This window comes from uncultured Winogradskyella sp. (assembly GCF_947498005.1).
Lineage (GTDB): Bacteria > Bacteroidota > Bacteroidia > Flavobacteriales > Flavobacteriaceae > Winogradskyella.
The window spans coordinates 50789-67967 of record NZ_CANMIW010000008.1 but is presented as its reverse complement, the minus strand read 5'-3'; the positions used below and the strand labels follow the sequence as shown (position 1 = coordinate 67967).

The following is a 17179-nucleotide window of genomic DNA, read 5'->3' as shown; positions in this document are numbered from 1 at the left end:
TAGGATGAAAATAATAGAAACATTAAAAAACGTTTGGAAAATCACAGAACTTAAGGATAGGATTATCCTAACCTTAGGTTTGTTGTTGGTATATCGTTTTGGTGCTCAGGTTGTATTACCTGGTATCAATATAGATGAGCTAGGTGGTTTACAAGATGGAACAACAGGTGGTCTTTTAGGATTACTAAATGCGTTTACAGGTGGAGCATTTGCTAATGCATCTGTATTTGCTTTAGGTATTATGCCTTATATTTCTGCATCTATTGTAGTTCAGTTAATGGGTATTGCGATTCCTTATCTACAAAAACTTCAGAAAGAAGGGGCAAGTGGCCAGAAGAAAATTACACAAATTACACGTTGGTTAACAATAGTAATCTGTTTAGTTCAGGCTCCAGGTTATTTAGCTAGTATTCCTGGCTTATCTGGTTCTTCTTCAATGGGAGCTATGCTTGTACCAGGGTTTAGTGAAAGTATATTTTATGTTTCTTCAGTTATTATTTTGGTTACAGGTTGTGTATTCGCAATGTGGTTAGGTGAAAAAATTACTGATAAAGGAATAGGAAATGGTATTTCATTATTAATTATGGTAGGTATTATAGCAACATTACCAGCGTCATTTATTCAAAATGCAGCTTCTAGATTAGAAGGTGGAAATGGAGGATTTATGATGATATTAATAGAAATGGTAATTTGGTTCTTAATCATATTAGCTTCAGTATTCTTAGTTATGGCGGTTAGAAAAATTGCAGTTCAATATGCAAGAAGAACAGCATCTGGTGGATACGAAAAGAATGCATTTGGATCGCGTCAGTTTTTACCATTGAAGTTAAATGCTTCTGGTGTAATGCCGATTATATTTGCTCAAGCAATTATGTTTGTGCCAGGATTAATAGGTAGCTCATCTTGGTTAAAAGATACTTCAGCTGGTTTATGGATGCAAACTAATTTTGCTGATATGTTCGGGTTTTGGTATAACCTAATGTTTGCTATTTTAATAATCATTTTTACATACTTTTATACCGCTATTACGGTACCAACAAATAAAATGGCTGATGATTTAAAACGAAGCGGAGGTTTTATACCAGGTATTCGTCCAGGATCAGAAACATCTGAGTATTTAGATAAAATTATGTCTCAGATTACGTTACCAGGTTCTATATTTTTAGCTTTGGTAGCTATTTTCCCTGCATTTGTAATGAATTTATTGAAAGTTCAGGCAGGTTGGGCATTGTTTTTCGGTGGTACATCATTATTAATTATGGTTGGTGTAGCAATAGATACCATGCAACAGATTAATTCTTATTTATTAAATAAGCATTATGATGGTTTAATGAAAACGGGTAAGAATAGAAAAGCGGTTGCGCAATAAGATATAATATTATGGCAAAACAAGCGGCAATAGAACAAGACGGAACAATTATAGAAGCATTATCTAATGCTATGTTTCGTGTAGAATTAGAAAATGGTCATATAGTGACTGCACATATCTCTGGTAAAATGCGTATGCATTATATTAAGTTATTACCAGGTGATAAAGTGAAATTAGAAATGAGTCCTTACGATTTAACGAAGGCTCGTATAACTTATAGATACTAATACGATGAAAGTTAGAGCATCAGTAAAGAAAAGAAGCGCAGACTGTAAATTAGTGCGCAGAAAAGGTAGACTTTACGTCATTAACAAAAAGAATCCTAGATTCAAACAAAGACAAGGGTAATTATGGCAAGAATTGCAGGTGTAGACATACCAAAACAGAAAAGAGGAGTGATCTCTTTAACTTATATCTACGGAGTAGGTAGAAGTAGAGCAAAGGAAATTTTAGCTGCTGCTAAAGTTGACGAAAGCACAAAAGTACAAGATTGGTCTGACGACGAAATAGGAGCAATCCGTGACGCAGTTGGAACTTTTAAAATCGAAGGTGAATTACGTTCTGAAACTCAAATGAACATTAAGCGATTAATGGATATTGGATGTTACAGAGGTATTCGTCATAGAGTTGGTCTTCCTTTAAGAGGACAACGTACTAAGAATAACTCTCGTACAAGAAAAGGTAGAAGAAAAACGGTTGCTAACAAAAAGAAAGTAACTAAATAATAAATGGTCTTTAGTCTATTAGACGTTGGAAAGAATCTGTTTGAAATTTAACGGTTTAGGATTCTAGCGACTATAAACTAATACTAAAAACTAAAAGTAAACATGGCAAAGGCAAGTACTAAAAAACGTAAAGTTATAGTTGATGCAATTGGTGAAGCACACATAACAGCTTCATTTAATAACATCATTATTTCTTTAACAAATAAAAAAGGTGACGTTATTTCTTGGTCATCAGCAGGTAAAATGGGGTTTAGAGGTTCTAAAAAGAACACGCCTTACGCTGCACAATTAGCTGCAGAAGATGCTGCAGGTGTAGCTAAAGAAGCTGGATTAAAGAAAGTAAAGGCATATGTTAAAGGTCCTGGAAATGGTAGAGAATCTGCTATTAGATCTATACACAATGCAGGAATTGAAGTATCAGAAATTATTGATGTTACTCCAATGCCACATAACGGTTGTCGTCCTCCAAAAAGACGTAGAGTTTAATCTGAATTAATTTCAGTTTCTAACCTTTTTGGGTTAGAATTATTCTCAAAAAATATATGTAAACTAATATCATTCATGAAAATGTATTGATATTAGTTTATTTTGCATAAATTTGCAAACTGAAAAAATTAATACAAGTATCAATCGAGAGGTTAACGGTTATGGAAGGATAAGATTAAGACCTTAATTCTAAAATCACTCTCAAAACAAATTTAAAATGGCAAGATATACTGGTCCTAAAACTAAAATCGCCCGTAAATTCGGACAAGCGATCTTCGGAGATGACAAAGCCTTCGAAAAAAGAAATTACCCTCCAGGGCAACACGGAAATAACCGTCGTCGTGGAAAGAAATCTGAATATGCAATCCAATTAATGGAGAAGCAAAAAGCTAAATATACTTACGGTATATTAGAAAAGCAATTCAGAAACATGTTCAAAAGAGCAACTGCATCTAAAGGTATTACTGGTGAAGTTTTACTTCAATTATGTGAGTCTCGTTTAGATAATGTTGTTTACAGAATGGGTATTTCTCCAACAAGAAGTGGTGCAAGACAATTAGTTTCGCACAGACATATCACAGTAAACGGTGAAAAGGTAAACATTCCTTCTTACCAACTAAAGGCTGGAGATGTAGTAGGTGTTAGAGAAAAATCAAAATCTTTAGAAGCTATTCAAAATTCATTAGCTAATTCTAGCAATGTTTTTGAGTGGATTACTTGGAATACAGGATCAATGGAAGGAACATATGTTACTGTACCAGCGAGAATCCAAATCCCAGAACAAATCAACGAACAATTTATCGTTGAACTTTACTCTAAATAATAATTAATCATATTGGTATTTGGCCAAAGGATTTATTTGACTTCTTCAAACTTATAAATCGCGCAACCAAGTCACAATTAAAACGAAGAAAACTATGGCAATATTAAATTTTCAAAAACCAGACAAAGTAATCATGATTGATTCTACTGACTTCGAAGGTAAATTCGAATTCAGACCATTAGAACCAGGATACGGATTAACAGTAGGTAATGCTCTTAGAAGAGTATTATTATCTTCTTTAGAAGGTTTTGCAATCACTTCAGTAAGAATAGAAGGTGTAGATCATGAATTTTCTACAATTTCTGGTGTAGTTGAAGATGTAACTGAAATGATTTTGAACTTAAAGCAAGTTAACTTTAAGCGTCAAATCGATGAAATAGATAACGAAACAGTTACTATTTCTATCTCAGGACAAAATCAAATTACAGCTGGTGATTTCCAGAAGTTTATTTCAGGTTTCCAAGTATTAAATACAGATTTAGTAATCTGTAACTTAGATCCTAAAGTAAACATTAATATGGAATTGACTATTGAAAAAGGAAGAGGTTACGTACCCGCAGAAGAAAATAAGAAAGCTTCAGCACCAATCGGAACTATCTTTACAGATTCAATCTTCACACCAATTAAGAATGTAAAGTATGCAATTGAAAATTACCGTGTAGAGCAAAAAACGGATTACGAAAAATTAGTTTTCGAAATTCAAACTGACGGTTCAATTAACCCAAAAGATGCTTTAACAGAAGCAGCTAAGATATTAATTCACCACTTCATGTTATTCTCTGATGAGCGTATCACTTTAGAGGCTGATGAAATCGCACAGACCGAAACTTATGATGAAGAGTCACTTCACATGAGACAACTATTGAAAACTAAATTAGTTGATATGGATCTTTCTGTACGTGCACTTAACTGTTTAAAAGCAGCAGAAGTTGATACTTTAGGAGACTTAGTGTCATTCAATAAAAATGATTTAATGAAATTCAGAAACTTCGGTAAGAAGTCTTTAACAGAGCTAGAAGAACTAGTAAATGTAAAAGGATTAAATTTCGGAATGGATTTAACCAAATATAAATTAGACAAAGACTAATATTAATTAATACTAATCATATTTTGCTCCTCGCTAAAGAGTATAGTAGCAAGATGATAAAACAAAGGTCATGAGACACGGAAAAAAATTCAACCACTTAGGTAGACAAACAGCACACAGAAAAGCAATGTTAGCTAATATGGCTTGTTCATTAATTGAGCACAAGCGTATTAATACAACGGTAGCTAAAGCAAAAGCTTTAAAGCAGTTTGTAGAGCCAATGATAACAAAATCTAAGACAGATACTACACACAACAGACGTATTGTAATGTCAAAACTTAGACAAAAAGAGGCAGTTTCTGAATTATTCAGAGATGTAGCAGCAAAAATTGGTGATCGTCCAGGTGGATATACACGTATCATTAAATTAGGAAACAGATTAGGTGATAACGCTGATATGGCAATGATAGAATTAGTTGATTACAACGAAATCTATAATGCTGGTAAAGCACCTAAGAAAACGACTCGTAGAAGTAGAAGAGGTGGTAGCAAAGCTACTACAACTCCACCAGTGGAGACTAACGCTTCAAACGAAGAAGAATAAATGTTAATAAGCATTAATAAATATAAAGGATAGACTGTTTCAGTTTATCCTTTTTTTTTGGATTTTTGCAAAGCATTGTCACGATTTGGGCGTTACCCAACAAGTTTAAAAGAAAACTTATTCGGTCGCGCTTTCACTACTCGCTCTCTGCGAGGAGCTCAAACAAACCGTTCAATCGCTAACGCAAAAGAAGGTTGCCAGTCAGCCAATAGGAATAAAATATAATTTTGAGTTAATAGCAATAAACGATTCAACACAACAACAATGAAATATAAACAAAGAAAAAAAGCCCTTATTCTTTTAGCAGACGGAACAATTTTTCATGGTAAATCTATTGGTAAAGAAGGTTCTGCTTTTGGTGAAGTGTGTTTTAACACTGGTACAACTGGTTATCAAGAAATTTTCACAGACCCTTCATATTACGGTCAGCTTATGGTAACCACTAATGCTCATATAGGAAACTATGGTACAAAAGCAGATGAAGTAGAATCTGAAGATATTAAAATAGCAGGTTTAATTTGTAAAAATTTCAGTTTCAATTATTCTAGACCAGCAGCTGATGCATCTTTGCAAGATTTTTTTGAAAAACATAATACCTTAGCAATTGCAGATGTTGACACGAGAGCGTTGGTGAGTTACATTAGAGATAATGGTGCAATGAATGCCGTTATTACAACTGAAGTTGATAACATAGAAGGTTTAAAAAAACAGCTAGCGGATTTACCTTCTATGAAAGGTTTAGAGTTAGCATCTAAGGTATCAACTAAAGAACCTTACTTTGTAGGAGATGAAAATGCTAAATATAAAATTGCTGCTTTAGATATAGGAATTAAGAAAAACATTCTTAGAAATTTAACGAGTAGAGACGCTTATGTAAAGGTATTTCCGTACAACGCAACGTTTGAAGAGTTAGAAGCTTTTAATCCGGATGGTTATTTTTTATCTAATGGACCTGGAGATCCAGAACCATTAGTGGCTGCTCAAGAAGTGGCTAAAGAAATAATAGCAAAAAACAAACCTTTATTTGGCATTTGTTTAGGGCACCAAGTCATAGCCTTGGCTAACGGAATATCTACTTACAAGATGCATAACGGTCATAGAGGTATTAATCACCCTGTGAAGAACTTAATGACGGGTAAAGGAGAGATAACATCTCAAAATCATGGTTTTGCTATTAATAGAGACGAAACAGAAGCTAATGATAACGTAGAAATAACTCATGTTCATTTAAATGATAATACTGTTGCTGGTATTAAAGTTAAAGACAAAAACTGTTTTTCGGTACAATATCATCCAGAGGCGAGTCCTGGACCTAACGATTCATTGTATCTCTTTGATCAATTTATTGAGAATATTAAGAACAACTAGTATTAAAAACGCAAAAAAAACCATTTTTTTTTGCGTTTTTTTAGTTTCGAAAACATTATAGTAAACATTAAATGGAAATATGATTTTTGTTATGTTTTAAGCTATATTATTTCGTAAATTTGATAAGAAATCAACATTAAAAATAATAGAAAAATGAGCATTATAATCAATGTACACGCAAGACAAATATTAGACTCTAGAGGTAATCCAACTGTAGAAGTTGATGTAACTACAGAAAATGGAGTAATGGGAAGGGCAGCAGTTCCTTCTGGAGCATCTACAGGAGAGCATGAAGCGGTTGAGTTAAGAGATGGTGGAGACACTTACATGGGAAAAGGCGTTTTAAAGGCTGTAGAAAATGTTAACGCTACAATTGCTCAAGAGTTATTAGGTGTTTCCGTATTTGAACAAAATGCAATTGATCAAATGATGATAGATTTAGACGGTACACCTAACAAATCTAAATTGGGAGCTAATGCAATTTTAGGTGTTTCTTTAGCAGTTGCTAAGGCAGCAGCTAACGAATTAGGAATGCCATTGTACAGATATGTTGGAGGTGTTTCTGCAAATACGTTGCCATTACCAATGATGAATATTATTAATGGTGGTTCTCATAGTGATGCACCTATTGCGTTTCAAGAATTTATGGTGATGCCTGTAAAAGCTAAGAACTTTACACATGCAATGCAAATGGGAACTGAGATTTTCCATAATCTTAAAAAAGTATTACACGATAGAGATTTAAGTACTGCGGTAGGTGATGAGGGTGGTTTTGCACCAAACTTACCAGGTGGTACAGAAGATGCTCTAGATACTATTAAAAATGCTGTTGAAAAAGCAGGTTATAAATTTGGAGAAGATATAATGATCGCTTTAGATTGTGCTGCAGCAGAATTTTATAAAGATGGTAAATATGATTACACACTTTTTGAAGGTGATAAAGGTGAAGTTCGAACAAGTAAAGAGCAAGCTAAGTATTTAGCAGACTTAGCAGCTAAATATCCTATTATTTCTATAGAAGATGGTATGGATGAGAATGATTGGGATGGTTGGAAAGATCTTACCGAACAAATTGGAGATAAAGTTCAATTAGTAGGTGATGATTTATATGTAACTAATGTAGAGCGTTTATCTCGTGGTATTGAAAATGGAATTGCAAATTCAATATTAATTAAAGTTAACCAAATCGGTACTTTAACAGAAACTATAGCTGCAGTAAATATGGCACATAATTCAGGTTATACTTCTGTAATGTCTCATCGATCAGGTGAAACGGAAGATAATACAATTGCAGATTTAGCTGTTGCATTAAACTGTGGACAAATTAAAACAGGTTCAGCGTCTCGTAGTGATCGTATGGCTAAATACAACCAGTTATTACGTATTGAAGAAGAATTAGGAGATGTTGCTTATTTCCCTGGAGCTAATGCTTTTAAATTGAAGTAAGCATTTTTAATACTCAATTTTAAATTTAAAAAACCTGCAAATCTTATTTTGCAGTTTTTTTTGGTTAAGAGGGTAACGATATAAGTATCAATCTAAATTCAGTTAAAGGCATATGCAGAGGACTCAAATAAAAAATGAACACTAAAATTCAATATTTATTCTCAATTTCAATCAAAAAATTAAACTATTCGCAAAACATTTTTGAAATGTTAAAACGGTTCTAATTCTACTTTCGAAATCGTTTGAGTTTTCGTAAATTTACGACTCTAATAATATATAAAAATCCGAAAAGAAGATATGTCAGATAAAGCTACATTAGAAATTAATGGTGAGAAATACGATTTCCCTTTAATAGTTGGAACCGAGAACGAGGTTGCTATTGATGTTAAAAGTTTAAGAAGTGCAACAGGTGGAGCTATTACTTTAGATCCTGGTTATAAAAATACTGGTAGTTGCGAGAGTGCTATCACATTTTTAGACGGAGAAAAAGGAATATTAAGATATAGAGGTTACTCAATTGAAGAGTTAGCAGAAAAAGCGGATTTTCTTGAGGTAGTATATTTATTAATATTTGGAGAGCTGCCAAATCAAGATGAACTTGACAAATTTCATAGTGATATAAAATCTCACTCTGTTGTAGATGACGACCTTAAAAAGATTTTAGATGCTTTTCCAAAGTCTGCTCATCCAATGGGTGTTTTATCTTCTTTAACTAGTGCTTTAACGGCATTTTACCCAACGTCTGTAGACGTAGCTTCTGAGCAAGCGATGTATAATTCAATCGTTACTATTCTAGGGAAATTTCCGGTTATTGTAGCTTGGACTATGCGTAAAAAGCAAGGTTTACCTTTAGAGTATGGAGATGACAATTTAGGCTATGTTGAGAATATTTTAAAGATGATGTTCAAAAGTCCAAACAGTGAATACGAGCAGAATCCAATTCTTGTTAATGCTTTAGATAAACTTTTAATCTTACATGCAGATCATGAGCAAAATTGTTCAACATCTACAGTAAGAATTACCGGTTCTTCTCATGCAGGATTATTTGTGTCATTAGCATCTGGTATATCTGCACTTTGGGGACCATTGCATGGTGGAGCAAATCAGGCTGTTTTAGAAATGCTTGAAGCCATTAAGGAAGATGGAGGAGATACTAAAAAATACATGGCTAAAGCTAAGGACAAAAGTGATCCTTTCCGTTTAATGGGCTTTGGTCACAGAGTATATAAAAACTTTGACCCAAGAGCAAAGATAATTAAGGTAGCTGCTGATGAAGTATTATCAGATTTAGGTGTTGAAGATCCAATATTAGATATCGCAAAAGGTTTAGAGAAAGAAGCTTTAGAAGATCCTTATTTTGTAGATAGAAAATTATATCCAAATGTAGATTTCTATTCTGGTATTATTTATAGAGCAATGGGAATACCTGTAGAAATGTTTACTGTAATGTTTGCCTTAGGTCGTTTACCAGGTTGGATAGCGCAGTGGAAAGAAATGCGTATGCGTAAGGAGCCTATAGGACGTCCTAGACAACTTTATATAGGAGAAACGTTTAGACCGTTTAAGGAGATTGAAAAGAGATAATTAATAAAAAATATATCATAAAAGCTTCATATTTATTATGAAGCTTTTTTATTTTTAGACCTATGATATTGAACATCCAAAACGAAACATCACGCCTCAGAGCTGTTATTCTTGGTACAGCAGAAAGTGTAGGTCCAATTCCATCAATAGAGGACGCTTACGACCCTAAATCTATTCAGCATATAAAAGCTGGTACTTATCCTTTAGAAAGTGATATGGTAAAGGAAATGGAGGCTGTAGCTAAAGTGTTTAAAAAGTATAATGTTGACGTTTACAGACCAAAAGTTATAAAAGATTATAACCAGATATTTTCTAGAGATATTGCTTTTGTTATTGAAGATAAATTAATCAAAGCTAACATTTTACCAGATCGTGAGCGAGAGTACGAGGCAATTCAGCATGTATTAGATCATATTGATGATGACAATATCATAGTATTACCAGAAGAGTGTCATGTTGAAGGAGGTGATGTAATGCCTTGGAATGATTATATTTTCATAGGAACATATTCTGGAGATGATTATCCGGAATATATTACTGCCAGGACAAATATGGATGCTGTAATAGCGATACAAGAATTGTTTCCGCATAAAACCGTAAAATCGTTTGAACTAAGGAAATCTAATACAGATCCTAAAGAAAATGCGCTACATTTAGACTGTTGCTTTCAACCCATAGGAGCAGATAAAGCTATACTTCATAAAAATGGTTTCTTAGTTGAAAAGGAATATGAATGGCTTTTAGATTTCTTTGGAAAAAACAATGTCTTCGAAATAACAAAAGAAGAAATGTATAATATGAATAGTAATGTGTTTTCTATTTCTGAAGATGTTATAATTTCTGAAAAGAACTTTACAAGATTAAATGGGTGGTTAAGAGCACAAGGGTTTACAGTGGAGGAAGTTCCTTATGCTGAAATAGCAAAGCAAGAAGGTTTACTTCGCTGTTCTACAATGCCGTTAATTAGAATGTAATCTTATTTTCTGTAAAGAAAATAATTATTTACAAGATTAATATATTCTTGTTTAGCTTCATCCTCTGTAATATCTTTAACTTGGAACAAAGCATTGGTCTTAAATGCATTTATAATAGGTTTACGGCTACTAGGACGTGTGTAATTGTTAGTCGCTTTTTTATAGTAGGCATATAGACGTAATAGAAAATCAGCAGGAAAAGGTTCTGTATGATCATTTACACGATCCACAGCAGTGTTAAATTCTATGTCTAATTCTTTAGAAACCATATTCTTTAGAAATTATTTCATTTCTGCAATCACACTTTCCCCTCCACGAACTTTCTGATTAAGTTCCACCTTGATATCTGCATCTAAAGGTAAGAATAAATCTACTCGAGAGCCAAACTTAATAAAACCTGAATCTGTACCTTGGTCTACAATTGTATCTACCTTCGCGTAGTTAACAATTCGTTTCGCTAAAGCACCGGCGATTTGCCTGTGTAATACTTTACCAAAACTTTCATTTTCTACAACCACTGTAGTACGCTCATTTTCTTCACTCGCTTTTGGATGCCAAGCCACTAAAAATTTACCTGGATGATATTTACTGAAAGTAACTTTACCTGCAATAGGATAACGTGTAACATGCACATTTATTGGAGACATAAATACTGATACCTGAATACGTTTGTCTTTAAAAACCTCATTTTCTTCAACCTCTTCAATAACAACAACTTTACCATCAACTGGAGATAAAGCTTGTTTACTATTTATATGAGTATTTCGTTTAGGGTTTCTAAAAAATTGTAGTATAAGAACAAAAAACACTAGAATAGCTAGCATTAAACCTTTTCTTAACCACTCGTTAGTAATGAATTCATCAATTAAAAAAAATGAACCGACTACCATAACCAATGTTATGAATATAATTTTATGACCTTCTTTATGAAACATGACTTGAAATTCTTAGAAATAAATAAATAAATGGTGCAGCAAATATAATACTATCTAACCGATCTAATAATCCTCCATGACCAGGCATTATAACTCCACTATCTTTAACGCCTGCTTGACGTTTAAATTTTGATTCTATAAGATCACCAATAGTGCCTAAGACACTCACTATAATCGCCAAAATAAGCCAGATATTAAAGTTGAGTGTTTCTGTGAACTTGGCAATGAAATAACTTGAAATACAGGCAAAGAACAAACCACCCAAAAAGCCTTCTACCGTTTTTTTAGGAGAGATACTAGGAAACAGTTTTTGCTTTCCAAAGTTTTTACCAACGATATAGGCTGCGCTATCATTAACCCAAATAAGAATAAATGAACCTAATAATAAAAGTGGAGTAAACTCATTATTAAAATTAGCGATAAGAAGCATAAATAAAAAACCGCTAGTTAAATAAAAGGTAGTCACGATATATCTTTTGGACTCAAACAGTGGGATTTTTTTAGATGCAAATAAGTCTTTTATTAATATCAGATTAACAAAAATGGTAATCACTAATATGATTTGAATAACTTCTTTACTTTCTGTTTTATTAGAGTTGTGAATACAGAAATACCAATAGCTGAAATACAAAATAAAGAAGATAACATACTGAATAACTGACTTGAGCTTTATCAGTTTACTAAACTCTGCTAAACTTAAAAAACCAAAAACACCAATCAGAATAACTGAAGTTTCTTTTACAAATAGAGATCCTATGAGTAGTAAAACATATATAGCACCAGAAAGTGCTCTAATTAATAGCTCTTTCATTATAAATCTTCTAATAGAAGTAAATACAAGTTCTTAGAACTACTTCCATACGTTAGAAAATCTTTATCATCAGCAGTTTTAAAGTGCTTTATAGTGGTAATGTTTGTTGGTATTGTTGCTTTGCTTTTAGCTTTAATTCCTTTTAATCCTTCTCCTATGGTTTCAACAAACTGACTTGTTGTAGCATAGATGATAAAGTGATCTGGTAATTCAACAAGTTTCTTTTCAGCAATTTGATTTGAAGATATTAATAACGAACCATCGTCTGAAATGAGATATTCACAAGTGGATAAAAAATAAGCGCTTTCAGAAAGCTTTTTTGTGCTGTTTAAATTAAAATCTTTAAACAGTTCTGTTAATCGCTGATCTATTAAGAAGACCATATCGTTATGCCAATTGTTTTCGTCTAATATAGAATTAAAACAATCCTTAACTTCTTCTAGATTTTCGCAATACAGAAATTTACCACCATTTGCCTTGAAGTTTATGGTAAAACGTTCATCTGCAGGTAGCTTCACTTCAGGCATATATTTGCCTCGCTCTTGATTAGGTATGTCTTCTTCAGTCTGTTCCGACTTTTTTCCGAAGAGTTTACGAAATAAGCTCATTCAATAGTTGCGATTATTACTAGTAATTCTGTTAATTTCAAATATAAAAAAACTTAAATTAACATTAGGTTAATTTAAGTTTTTTATGTGACTGTGTTAAAAGTAGACTATTCCTCTTCTTCTGTAATAACGGCATTTTCAAATGCACGCTTACCGAATATTTTTTCAAGGTTGTCTTTAAATATTACTTCTTTATCTAACAGCACTTCTGCTAGTTCAGTTAGTTTGTCTTTATTGTTTTCTAATAAGTTAATAGCTCTTTGGTATTGCTCTTCTATAATATTAGAAATTTCTTTATCAATAAGCTCAGCTGTTTTTTCACTATATGGCTTAGAAAATCCATATTCAGATTGTCCTGAAGAATCGTAATAGGTAAGATTACCCACTTTATCACTTAAGCCATAAACAGTGACCATAGCTCTAGCTTGTTTTGTTACCTTTTCTAAATCGCTTAATGCTCCTGTAGATATTTTATCAAAAATCACCTTTTCTGCAGCACGTCCTCCCAAAGCAGCACACATTTCGTCTAGCATTTGTTCCGGTCTAACTATTAAGCGTTCTTCAGGTAAATACCAAGCTGCACCTAGTGATCGTCCTCTTGGTACAATAGTTACTTTTACTAAAGGCGCTGCATGCTCTAACATCCAGCTTACAGTTGCATGACCAGCTTCATGGAAAGCAACGGCTCTTTTCTCAGATGGTGTAATGATTTTGTTTTTCTTTTCTAATCCACCAATTATTCTATCTACAGCATCTAAAAAATCTTGCTTATTTACTGCTTTTTTACCCTTTCTAGCTGCAATTAATGCTGCTTCGTTACAAACGTTAGCAATATCTGCACCAGAGAAACCAGGAGTTTGTTTAGATAAGAAATCTATATCTAATGTTTCTTCCTTTTTAAGTGGACGTAAATGAACTTCAAAAATTTCTTTACGCTCTCTTACATCTGGAAGGTCTACATATATCTGTCTATCAAAACGACCTGCTCTCATTAATGCACTATCTAAAACATCAGCTCTGTTGGTTGCGGCTAATACAATTACATTTGTATTAGTCCCAAAACCATCCATTTCAGTTAAGAGTTGGTTTAAAGTGTTTTCGCGTTCATCATTAGAACCAGACATATTGTTTTTTCCTCTCGCTCGACCAATAGCATCGATCTCATCAATAAAAATAATTGAAGGCGATTTCTCCTTCGCTTGCTTAAATAAATCTCTTACTCTAGATGCTCCGACACCCACAAACATTTCCACAAAATCAGAACCCGATAATGAGAAGAAAGGTACCTTAGCTTCACCAGCAACGGCTTTAGCTAATAAGGTTTTACCAGTTCCTGGAGGTCCTACTAATAAAGCACCTTTAGGAATTTTACCACCTAAAGCTGTATATTTTTCAGGGAATTTTAAGAAATCAACAATTTCCTGAACTTCTTCTTTTGCGCCTTCTAAACCAGCAACATCTTTAAATGATGTTTTAGTATCAGTTTTTTCGTCAAAAAGTTTTGCTTTAGATTTACCAATGTTGAATATTTGGCCACCAGCTCCACCACCTCCTCCAGAGGACATACGTCGCATTATAAAAATCCAAACACCAATAATTAAAACAAATGGTAAAAGAGATATTAAAATGTCTCCCCAAGCATTGTTTTCTATATCAGCATCACGTGTTGTTGATAATCCTTTTTCAGTTATAATAGTATCAATTCTGTTCTCGAAATTTTGAAGATCACCAAACTTTAAGGTATAATTTGCTTCACTTCCTGTTGGAAGAAAGCTTTTTGATTTCGATTTTTTATGAACTTCTTTTTCTAAAGCCGCTTTTGTAAGGTAAACTTTAGCCGTTTTTGTATTACTTACAACAATAACTTCTTTTACATCACCATCTTCTAGATAGTTTATAAATTCCGAAGTTTTTATTTCTTTAGTATTTTGAAAAGCACTTCCTCCAAATAATTGAATTCCTAAGAATATAGCGATTACTATTCCGTAAATCCAATAAGGACTTATTTTAGGTTTTTTGCTTGTATTTTTATTGTCTTTAGCCATTAGTAGCGTGTATCGTTTTAGTAACTTGTTTCTATTTGCGCAGTTTTAGCGTCTCCCCAAAGACTTTCAATGTCGTAGTATTCTCTAATCTGTTTTTGAAAAACATGTACTACTACATTAACATAATCCATTAAAATCCACTCAGAGTTTTCTGTACCCTCTATGTGCCACGGCTTGTCTTTTAGTGTTTTACTAACTTGTTTTTGAATGGAATTAACGATGGCATTTACTTGTGTATTAGAAGTTCCTTCGCAGATTATAAAGTAATCACAAACTGTATTTTCAATTTCTCTTAAATCTAATAAAGTAATCTCTTTTCCTTTAACCTCTTCTATACCGCCAATAATCGTTGTGATGAGTTGATCTACAGGGATTTTATCTTTCGTCATTAAATTGTGTTAATTTTGTGCAAAGTTATTATTTTTTTAGTTCTTGCGAGCGCTATTTGTCATAAGAAAACCATAAAATAAAATTGCATTTTCAATGTACATAATCAAACTTAATGCCATTGACTCCACAAATTCCTATTTAAAGGGCTTGGCATCAGTTGCTATACCTAAGGATTTTACAGTTGTGGTTACTGAATCACAGACAAATGGTAGAGGTCAAATGGGCTCAGTTTGGCAGACGCAAAGTGGTAAGAATCTTACTGCTAGTGTGTTTAAGCGTCTTACAAGTTATAGAGTACAAGATCAATTTTATATTAGCATGGCTGTTTCAATTTCAATTTATAAGGCATTATTAACTTATAAAATTCCGAAATTAAGTGTAAAATGGCCTAACGACATTTTGTCAGTAGATACTAAACTTTGTGGCGTTTTAATTGAAAATGTCATAAAAAACAACAATTTACAAGGTTCAATTATAGGATTTGGGCTTAACGTCAACCAAAAAGTTTTTACTAATCTACCAAAGGCATCATCCATGTGCCAAATAACAGGTGTTGTCTATAGTAAAGATGAAATATTATCTGAAGTAATAAAACAACTCAAATATTATTTTGAGATTTTAGAGTCAAAGAATTTTGATAAAATCAAATTAGAATACGAAGATTTACTTTTCAGAAGAAACAAACCATCGACCTTCCAAACACCAAATAATGAAAAATTTTCTGGAATTTTAAAAGGGATTACCAATGATGGTCACTTAAAAGTATGGACTGAAGATGATATTATAAAAACCTTTGACTTAAAAGAAATAAAACTGCTGTATTAAATAGCCGTTTTCATATTAGTAACTAAAGTTTCAATAAATTTTCCAATTGGGCCTTTTATCATCATTGCCATCATTGCATTAAATTCGCCTTCAAAATTTAACTTAACATCTGTTTTGTTAGCTTCTACTTCTATAATATCTGCTATTAATGCAAAATCTAATTTTCCGCCTGCTGCACCTAAAACAATTTTATTGTTAGGTACCGCTTCTTTCTTTTTTAATACTATTTCTGGCATTCCCTTTAAAGCAAAAAGAAATTTGTCGTTTTCTAAAACTTCAAATTTGCTGATGTTTTCTGGCATTAAGCTTTCAAAATTTTTAACGTCAGATAGGAAAGTAAATGTTTCTTCTGCTGATTTATCTAGGGTAACTTTTGGTGATTCTAATTTCATTTTAAAAATGTTTATTCGTTTTTATTAGTTGTACAGTTGAAGTATTTCAAATTATAAAACCATATTCTAAAACACGGTTCAACTAAACGATTTAATAATAATATATCAATTAGCGTTCCATTTACTTGGGTCAGCATTCCATTGTGCTAAAATGTCTTGTTGTTCTTTAGTAATGTAAAAGGTGTCTAAGGCTTGTTCTAATAGATTCTCATAATTACCGAGGGTATGTAATTCAACATTGGCTTCTTCAAAATTCTTTGTAGCAATATCAAACCCATAAGAGAATATAGCAACCATACCTTTTACATTTACTTCAGCTTCATTTAATGCTTTTACGGCATTAAGGCTACTCATACCTGTACTAATTAAATCTTCTACCACAATTACAGTTTGCCCTTTTTCTATATAGCCTTCTATTTGGTTTTGACGACCATGTTTTTTTGCTTCTGGTCTTACATAAACAAAGGGTAAATTAAGATACTCTGCGACTAAGGCTCCAATACCTATTGCGCCTGTTGCTACACCAGCAATAACGTCTGGTTTTCCGTAGAGTTCTTCAATATTTTTGGCAATTGACTCTCTAATAAAATTTCTTATTTGAGGAAATGATAATACAATTCTATTGTCGCAATAGATTGGTGATTTCCAGCCAGAGGCCCAAGTAAAAGGATCATTGGGTTGTAATTTTATAGCGTTAATTTGCAATAAAACTTCAGCTGTTTTTTTAGCGGTATCTTTGTTAAAAATCATGATACAAAAATAATGAA

21 protein-coding genes are annotated in these 17179 nt (G+C 32.8%); 13 read left to right on the top strand and 8 right to left on the bottom strand.

Annotation, left to right across the window (positions count from 1 at the left end; all coding sequences use genetic code 11):
- The first annotated feature begins 4 nt into the window (after window positions 1–4).
- The 12 genes from secY (at window position 5) to Q0891_RS14255 (ending at window position 10406) form a co-directional block, all read left to right on the top strand.
- Window positions 5–1369: a preprotein translocase subunit SecY gene (secY, locus tag Q0891_RS14310; RefSeq protein WP_299102654.1), complete on the top strand. Its 1365-nt coding sequence runs from the start codon at window positions 5–7 to the stop codon at window positions 1367–1369.
- An 11-nt stretch (window positions 1370–1380) separates the two neighbouring features.
- Complete coding sequence (gene infA / locus Q0891_RS14305; RefSeq protein WP_007094967.1) at window positions 1381–1596, top strand: translation initiation factor IF-1; 216 nt, start codon at window positions 1381–1383, stop codon at window positions 1594–1596.
- A 4-nt stretch (window positions 1597–1600) separates the two neighbouring features.
- On the top strand, window positions 1601–1717 hold the full coding sequence (gene ykgO / locus Q0891_RS14300) for a type B 50S ribosomal protein L36 (RefSeq protein WP_008269159.1): 117 nt from the start codon (window positions 1601–1603) through the stop codon (window positions 1715–1717).
- A gap of 2 nt (window positions 1718–1719) precedes the next feature.
- Window positions 1720–2094, top strand: coding sequence for a 30S ribosomal protein S13 (gene rpsM, locus Q0891_RS14295; RefSeq protein ID WP_173281864.1), 375 nt, complete (start codon window positions 1720–1722; stop codon window positions 2092–2094).
- 102 nt (window positions 2095–2196) lie between these two features.
- The gene (gene rpsK, locus Q0891_RS14290; RefSeq protein WP_173281865.1) at window positions 2197–2580 is read left to right on the top strand and encodes a 30S ribosomal protein S11; all 384 of its coding nucleotides are present in this window, start codon (window positions 2197–2199) and stop codon (window positions 2578–2580) included.
- Between the two features lie 217 nt (window positions 2581–2797).
- A complete protein-coding gene (rpsD, locus tag Q0891_RS14285; RefSeq protein ID WP_299102653.1) occupies window positions 2798–3403 on the top strand; it encodes a 30S ribosomal protein S4 in 606 nt (201 codons plus the stop codon).
- A 94-nt stretch (window positions 3404–3497) separates the two neighbouring features.
- Window positions 3498–4490: a DNA-directed RNA polymerase subunit alpha gene (locus Q0891_RS14280; protein ID WP_299102652.1), complete on the top strand. Its 993-nt coding sequence runs from the start codon at window positions 3498–3500 to the stop codon at window positions 4488–4490.
- A 70-nt stretch (window positions 4491–4560) separates the two neighbouring features.
- Window positions 4561–5034 carry a 50S ribosomal protein L17 gene (rplQ, locus tag Q0891_RS14275; protein WP_299102651.1) on the top strand — a complete coding sequence of 158 codons (474 nt, stop codon included), beginning with the start codon at window positions 4561–4563 and terminating at the stop codon, window positions 5032–5034.
- A 264-nt stretch (window positions 5035–5298) separates the two neighbouring features.
- Window positions 5299–6402 (top strand): glutamine-hydrolyzing carbamoyl-phosphate synthase small subunit, encoded by a 1104-nt coding sequence (carA, locus tag Q0891_RS14270; protein ID WP_299102650.1) that lies wholly within the window; start codon window positions 5299–5301, stop codon window positions 6400–6402.
- 153 nt (window positions 6403–6555) lie between these two features.
- Entirely contained in the window at window positions 6556–7848 is a 1293-nt protein-coding gene (gene eno / locus Q0891_RS14265) for a phosphopyruvate hydratase (RefSeq protein ID WP_299102649.1), read from the top strand.
- A gap of 297 nt (window positions 7849–8145) precedes the next feature.
- Window positions 8146–9432, top strand: coding sequence for a citrate synthase (locus Q0891_RS14260; RefSeq protein ID WP_299102648.1), 1287 nt, complete (start codon window positions 8146–8148; stop codon window positions 9430–9432).
- 62 nt (window positions 9433–9494) lie between these two features.
- A complete protein-coding gene (locus Q0891_RS14255; protein ID WP_299102647.1) occupies window positions 9495–10406 on the top strand; it encodes a dimethylarginine dimethylaminohydrolase family protein in 912 nt (303 codons plus the stop codon).
- Window positions 10407–10408: 2 nt separating this feature from the next.
- Here Q0891_RS14255 and Q0891_RS14250 read toward each other — a convergent pair whose 3' ends face one another.
- The 6 genes from Q0891_RS14250 to rsfS form a co-directional block, all read right to left on the bottom strand.
- The gene (locus Q0891_RS14250) at window positions 10409–10675 is read right to left on the bottom strand and encodes an acyl-CoA-binding protein (RefSeq protein WP_173281873.1); all 267 of its coding nucleotides are present in this window, start codon (window positions 10673–10675) and stop codon (window positions 10409–10411) included.
- Between the two features lie 12 nt (window positions 10676–10687).
- Window positions 10688–11341, bottom strand: coding sequence for a phosphatidylserine decarboxylase family protein (locus Q0891_RS14245; protein ID WP_299102645.1), 654 nt, complete (start codon window positions 11339–11341; stop codon window positions 10688–10690).
- On the bottom strand, window positions 11331–12152 hold the full coding sequence (locus tag Q0891_RS14240) for a phosphatidate cytidylyltransferase (RefSeq protein ID WP_299102643.1): 822 nt from the start codon (window positions 12150–12152) through the stop codon (window positions 11331–11333). The genes Q0891_RS14245 and Q0891_RS14240 overlap by 11 nt, the downstream gene beginning before the upstream one ends.
- Complete coding sequence (locus Q0891_RS14235) at window positions 12152–12760, bottom strand: LUD domain-containing protein (RefSeq protein ID WP_299102641.1); 609 nt, start codon at window positions 12758–12760, stop codon at window positions 12152–12154. The genes Q0891_RS14240 and Q0891_RS14235 overlap by 1 nt, the downstream gene beginning before the upstream one ends.
- Window positions 12761–12867: 107 nt before the next feature.
- Window positions 12868–14805 carry an ATP-dependent zinc metalloprotease FtsH gene (gene ftsH, locus Q0891_RS14230; RefSeq protein WP_299102640.1) on the bottom strand — a complete coding sequence of 646 codons (1938 nt, stop codon included), beginning with the start codon at window positions 14803–14805 and terminating at the stop codon, window positions 12868–12870.
- A gap of 17 nt (window positions 14806–14822) precedes the next feature.
- Complete coding sequence (rsfS, locus tag Q0891_RS14225) at window positions 14823–15194, bottom strand: ribosome silencing factor (RefSeq protein WP_299102638.1); 372 nt, start codon at window positions 15192–15194, stop codon at window positions 14823–14825.
- A gap of 94 nt (window positions 15195–15288) precedes the next feature.
- Here rsfS and Q0891_RS14220 point away from each other — a divergent pair, with 94 nt between their 5' ends.
- The gene (locus tag Q0891_RS14220) at window positions 15289–16020 is read left to right on the top strand and encodes a biotin--[acetyl-CoA-carboxylase] ligase (protein WP_299102636.1); all 732 of its coding nucleotides are present in this window, start codon (window positions 15289–15291) and stop codon (window positions 16018–16020) included.
- Here Q0891_RS14220 and Q0891_RS14215 read toward each other — a convergent pair.
- Window positions 16017–16412, bottom strand: coding sequence for an SRPBCC family protein (locus Q0891_RS14215; RefSeq protein ID WP_299102634.1), 396 nt, complete (start codon window positions 16410–16412; stop codon window positions 16017–16019). The genes Q0891_RS14220 and Q0891_RS14215 overlap by 4 nt on opposite strands.
- Before the next feature lie 105 nt (window positions 16413–16517).
- Window positions 16518–17162 (bottom strand): orotate phosphoribosyltransferase, encoded by a 645-nt coding sequence (gene pyrE / locus Q0891_RS14210; protein WP_299102632.1) that lies wholly within the window; start codon window positions 17160–17162, stop codon window positions 16518–16520.
- Window positions 17163–17179 lie beyond the last annotated feature (17 nt).

What these genes read in the sequence shown, in the direction of transcription:
- Q0891_RS14220 (WP_299102636.1), top strand. Translation starts at nt 15,289, where the DNA reads ATGTACATAATCAAACTTAATGCCATTGACTCCACAAATTCCTATTTA.
- Q0891_RS14260 (WP_299102648.1), top strand. Translation starts at nt 8,146, where the DNA reads ATGTCAGATAAAGCTACATTAGAAATTAATGGTGAGAAATACGATTTC.
- eno (WP_299102649.1), top strand. Translation starts at nt 6,556, where the DNA reads ATGAGCATTATAATCAATGTACACGCAAGACAAATATTAGACTCTAGA.
- rpsD (WP_299102653.1), top strand. Translation starts at nt 2,798, where the DNA reads ATGGCAAGATATACTGGTCCTAAAACTAAAATCGCCCGTAAATTCGGA.
- Q0891_RS14235 (WP_299102641.1), bottom strand. Translation starts at nt 12,760, where the DNA reads ATGAGCTTATTTCGTAAACTCTTCGGAAAAAAGTCGGAACAGACTGAA.
- ykgO (WP_008269159.1), top strand. Translation starts at nt 1,601, where the DNA reads ATGAAAGTTAGAGCATCAGTAAAGAAAAGAAGCGCAGACTGTAAATTA.
- infA (WP_007094967.1), top strand. Translation starts at nt 1,381, where the DNA reads ATGGCAAAACAAGCGGCAATAGAACAAGACGGAACAATTATAGAAGCA.
- Q0891_RS14255 (WP_299102647.1), top strand. Translation starts at nt 9,495, where the DNA reads ATGATATTGAACATCCAAAACGAAACATCACGCCTCAGAGCTGTTATT.
- rpsK (WP_173281865.1), top strand. Translation starts at nt 2,197, where the DNA reads ATGGCAAAGGCAAGTACTAAAAAACGTAAAGTTATAGTTGATGCAATT.
- pyrE (WP_299102632.1), bottom strand. Translation starts at nt 17,162, where the DNA reads ATGATTTTTAACAAAGATACCGCTAAAAAAACAGCTGAAGTTTTATTG.
- rsfS (WP_299102638.1), bottom strand. Translation starts at nt 15,194, where the DNA reads ATGACGAAAGATAAAATCCCTGTAGATCAACTCATCACAACGATTATT.
- rplQ (WP_299102651.1), top strand. Translation starts at nt 4,561, where the DNA reads ATGAGACACGGAAAAAAATTCAACCACTTAGGTAGACAAACAGCACAC.
- ftsH (WP_299102640.1), bottom strand. Translation starts at nt 14,805, where the DNA reads ATGGCTAAAGACAATAAAAATACAAGCAAAAAACCTAAAATAAGTCCT.
- carA (WP_299102650.1), top strand. Translation starts at nt 5,299, where the DNA reads ATGAAATATAAACAAAGAAAAAAAGCCCTTATTCTTTTAGCAGACGGA.
- Q0891_RS14250 (WP_173281873.1), bottom strand. Translation starts at nt 10,675, where the DNA reads ATGGTTTCTAAAGAATTAGACATAGAATTTAACACTGCTGTGGATCGT.
- rpsM (WP_173281864.1), top strand. Translation starts at nt 1,720, where the DNA reads ATGGCAAGAATTGCAGGTGTAGACATACCAAAACAGAAAAGAGGAGTG.
- Q0891_RS14240 (WP_299102643.1), bottom strand. Translation starts at nt 12,152, where the DNA reads ATGAAAGAGCTATTAATTAGAGCACTTTCTGGTGCTATATATGTTTTA.
- secY (WP_299102654.1), top strand. Translation starts at nt 5, where the DNA reads ATGAAAATAATAGAAACATTAAAAAACGTTTGGAAAATCACAGAACTT.
- Q0891_RS14215 (WP_299102634.1), bottom strand. Translation starts at nt 16,412, where the DNA reads ATGAAATTAGAATCACCAAAAGTTACCCTAGATAAATCAGCAGAAGAA.
- Q0891_RS14245 (WP_299102645.1), bottom strand. Translation starts at nt 11,341, where the DNA reads ATGTTTCATAAAGAAGGTCATAAAATTATATTCATAACATTGGTTATG.
- Q0891_RS14280 (WP_299102652.1), top strand. Translation starts at nt 3,498, where the DNA reads ATGGCAATATTAAATTTTCAAAAACCAGACAAAGTAATCATGATTGAT.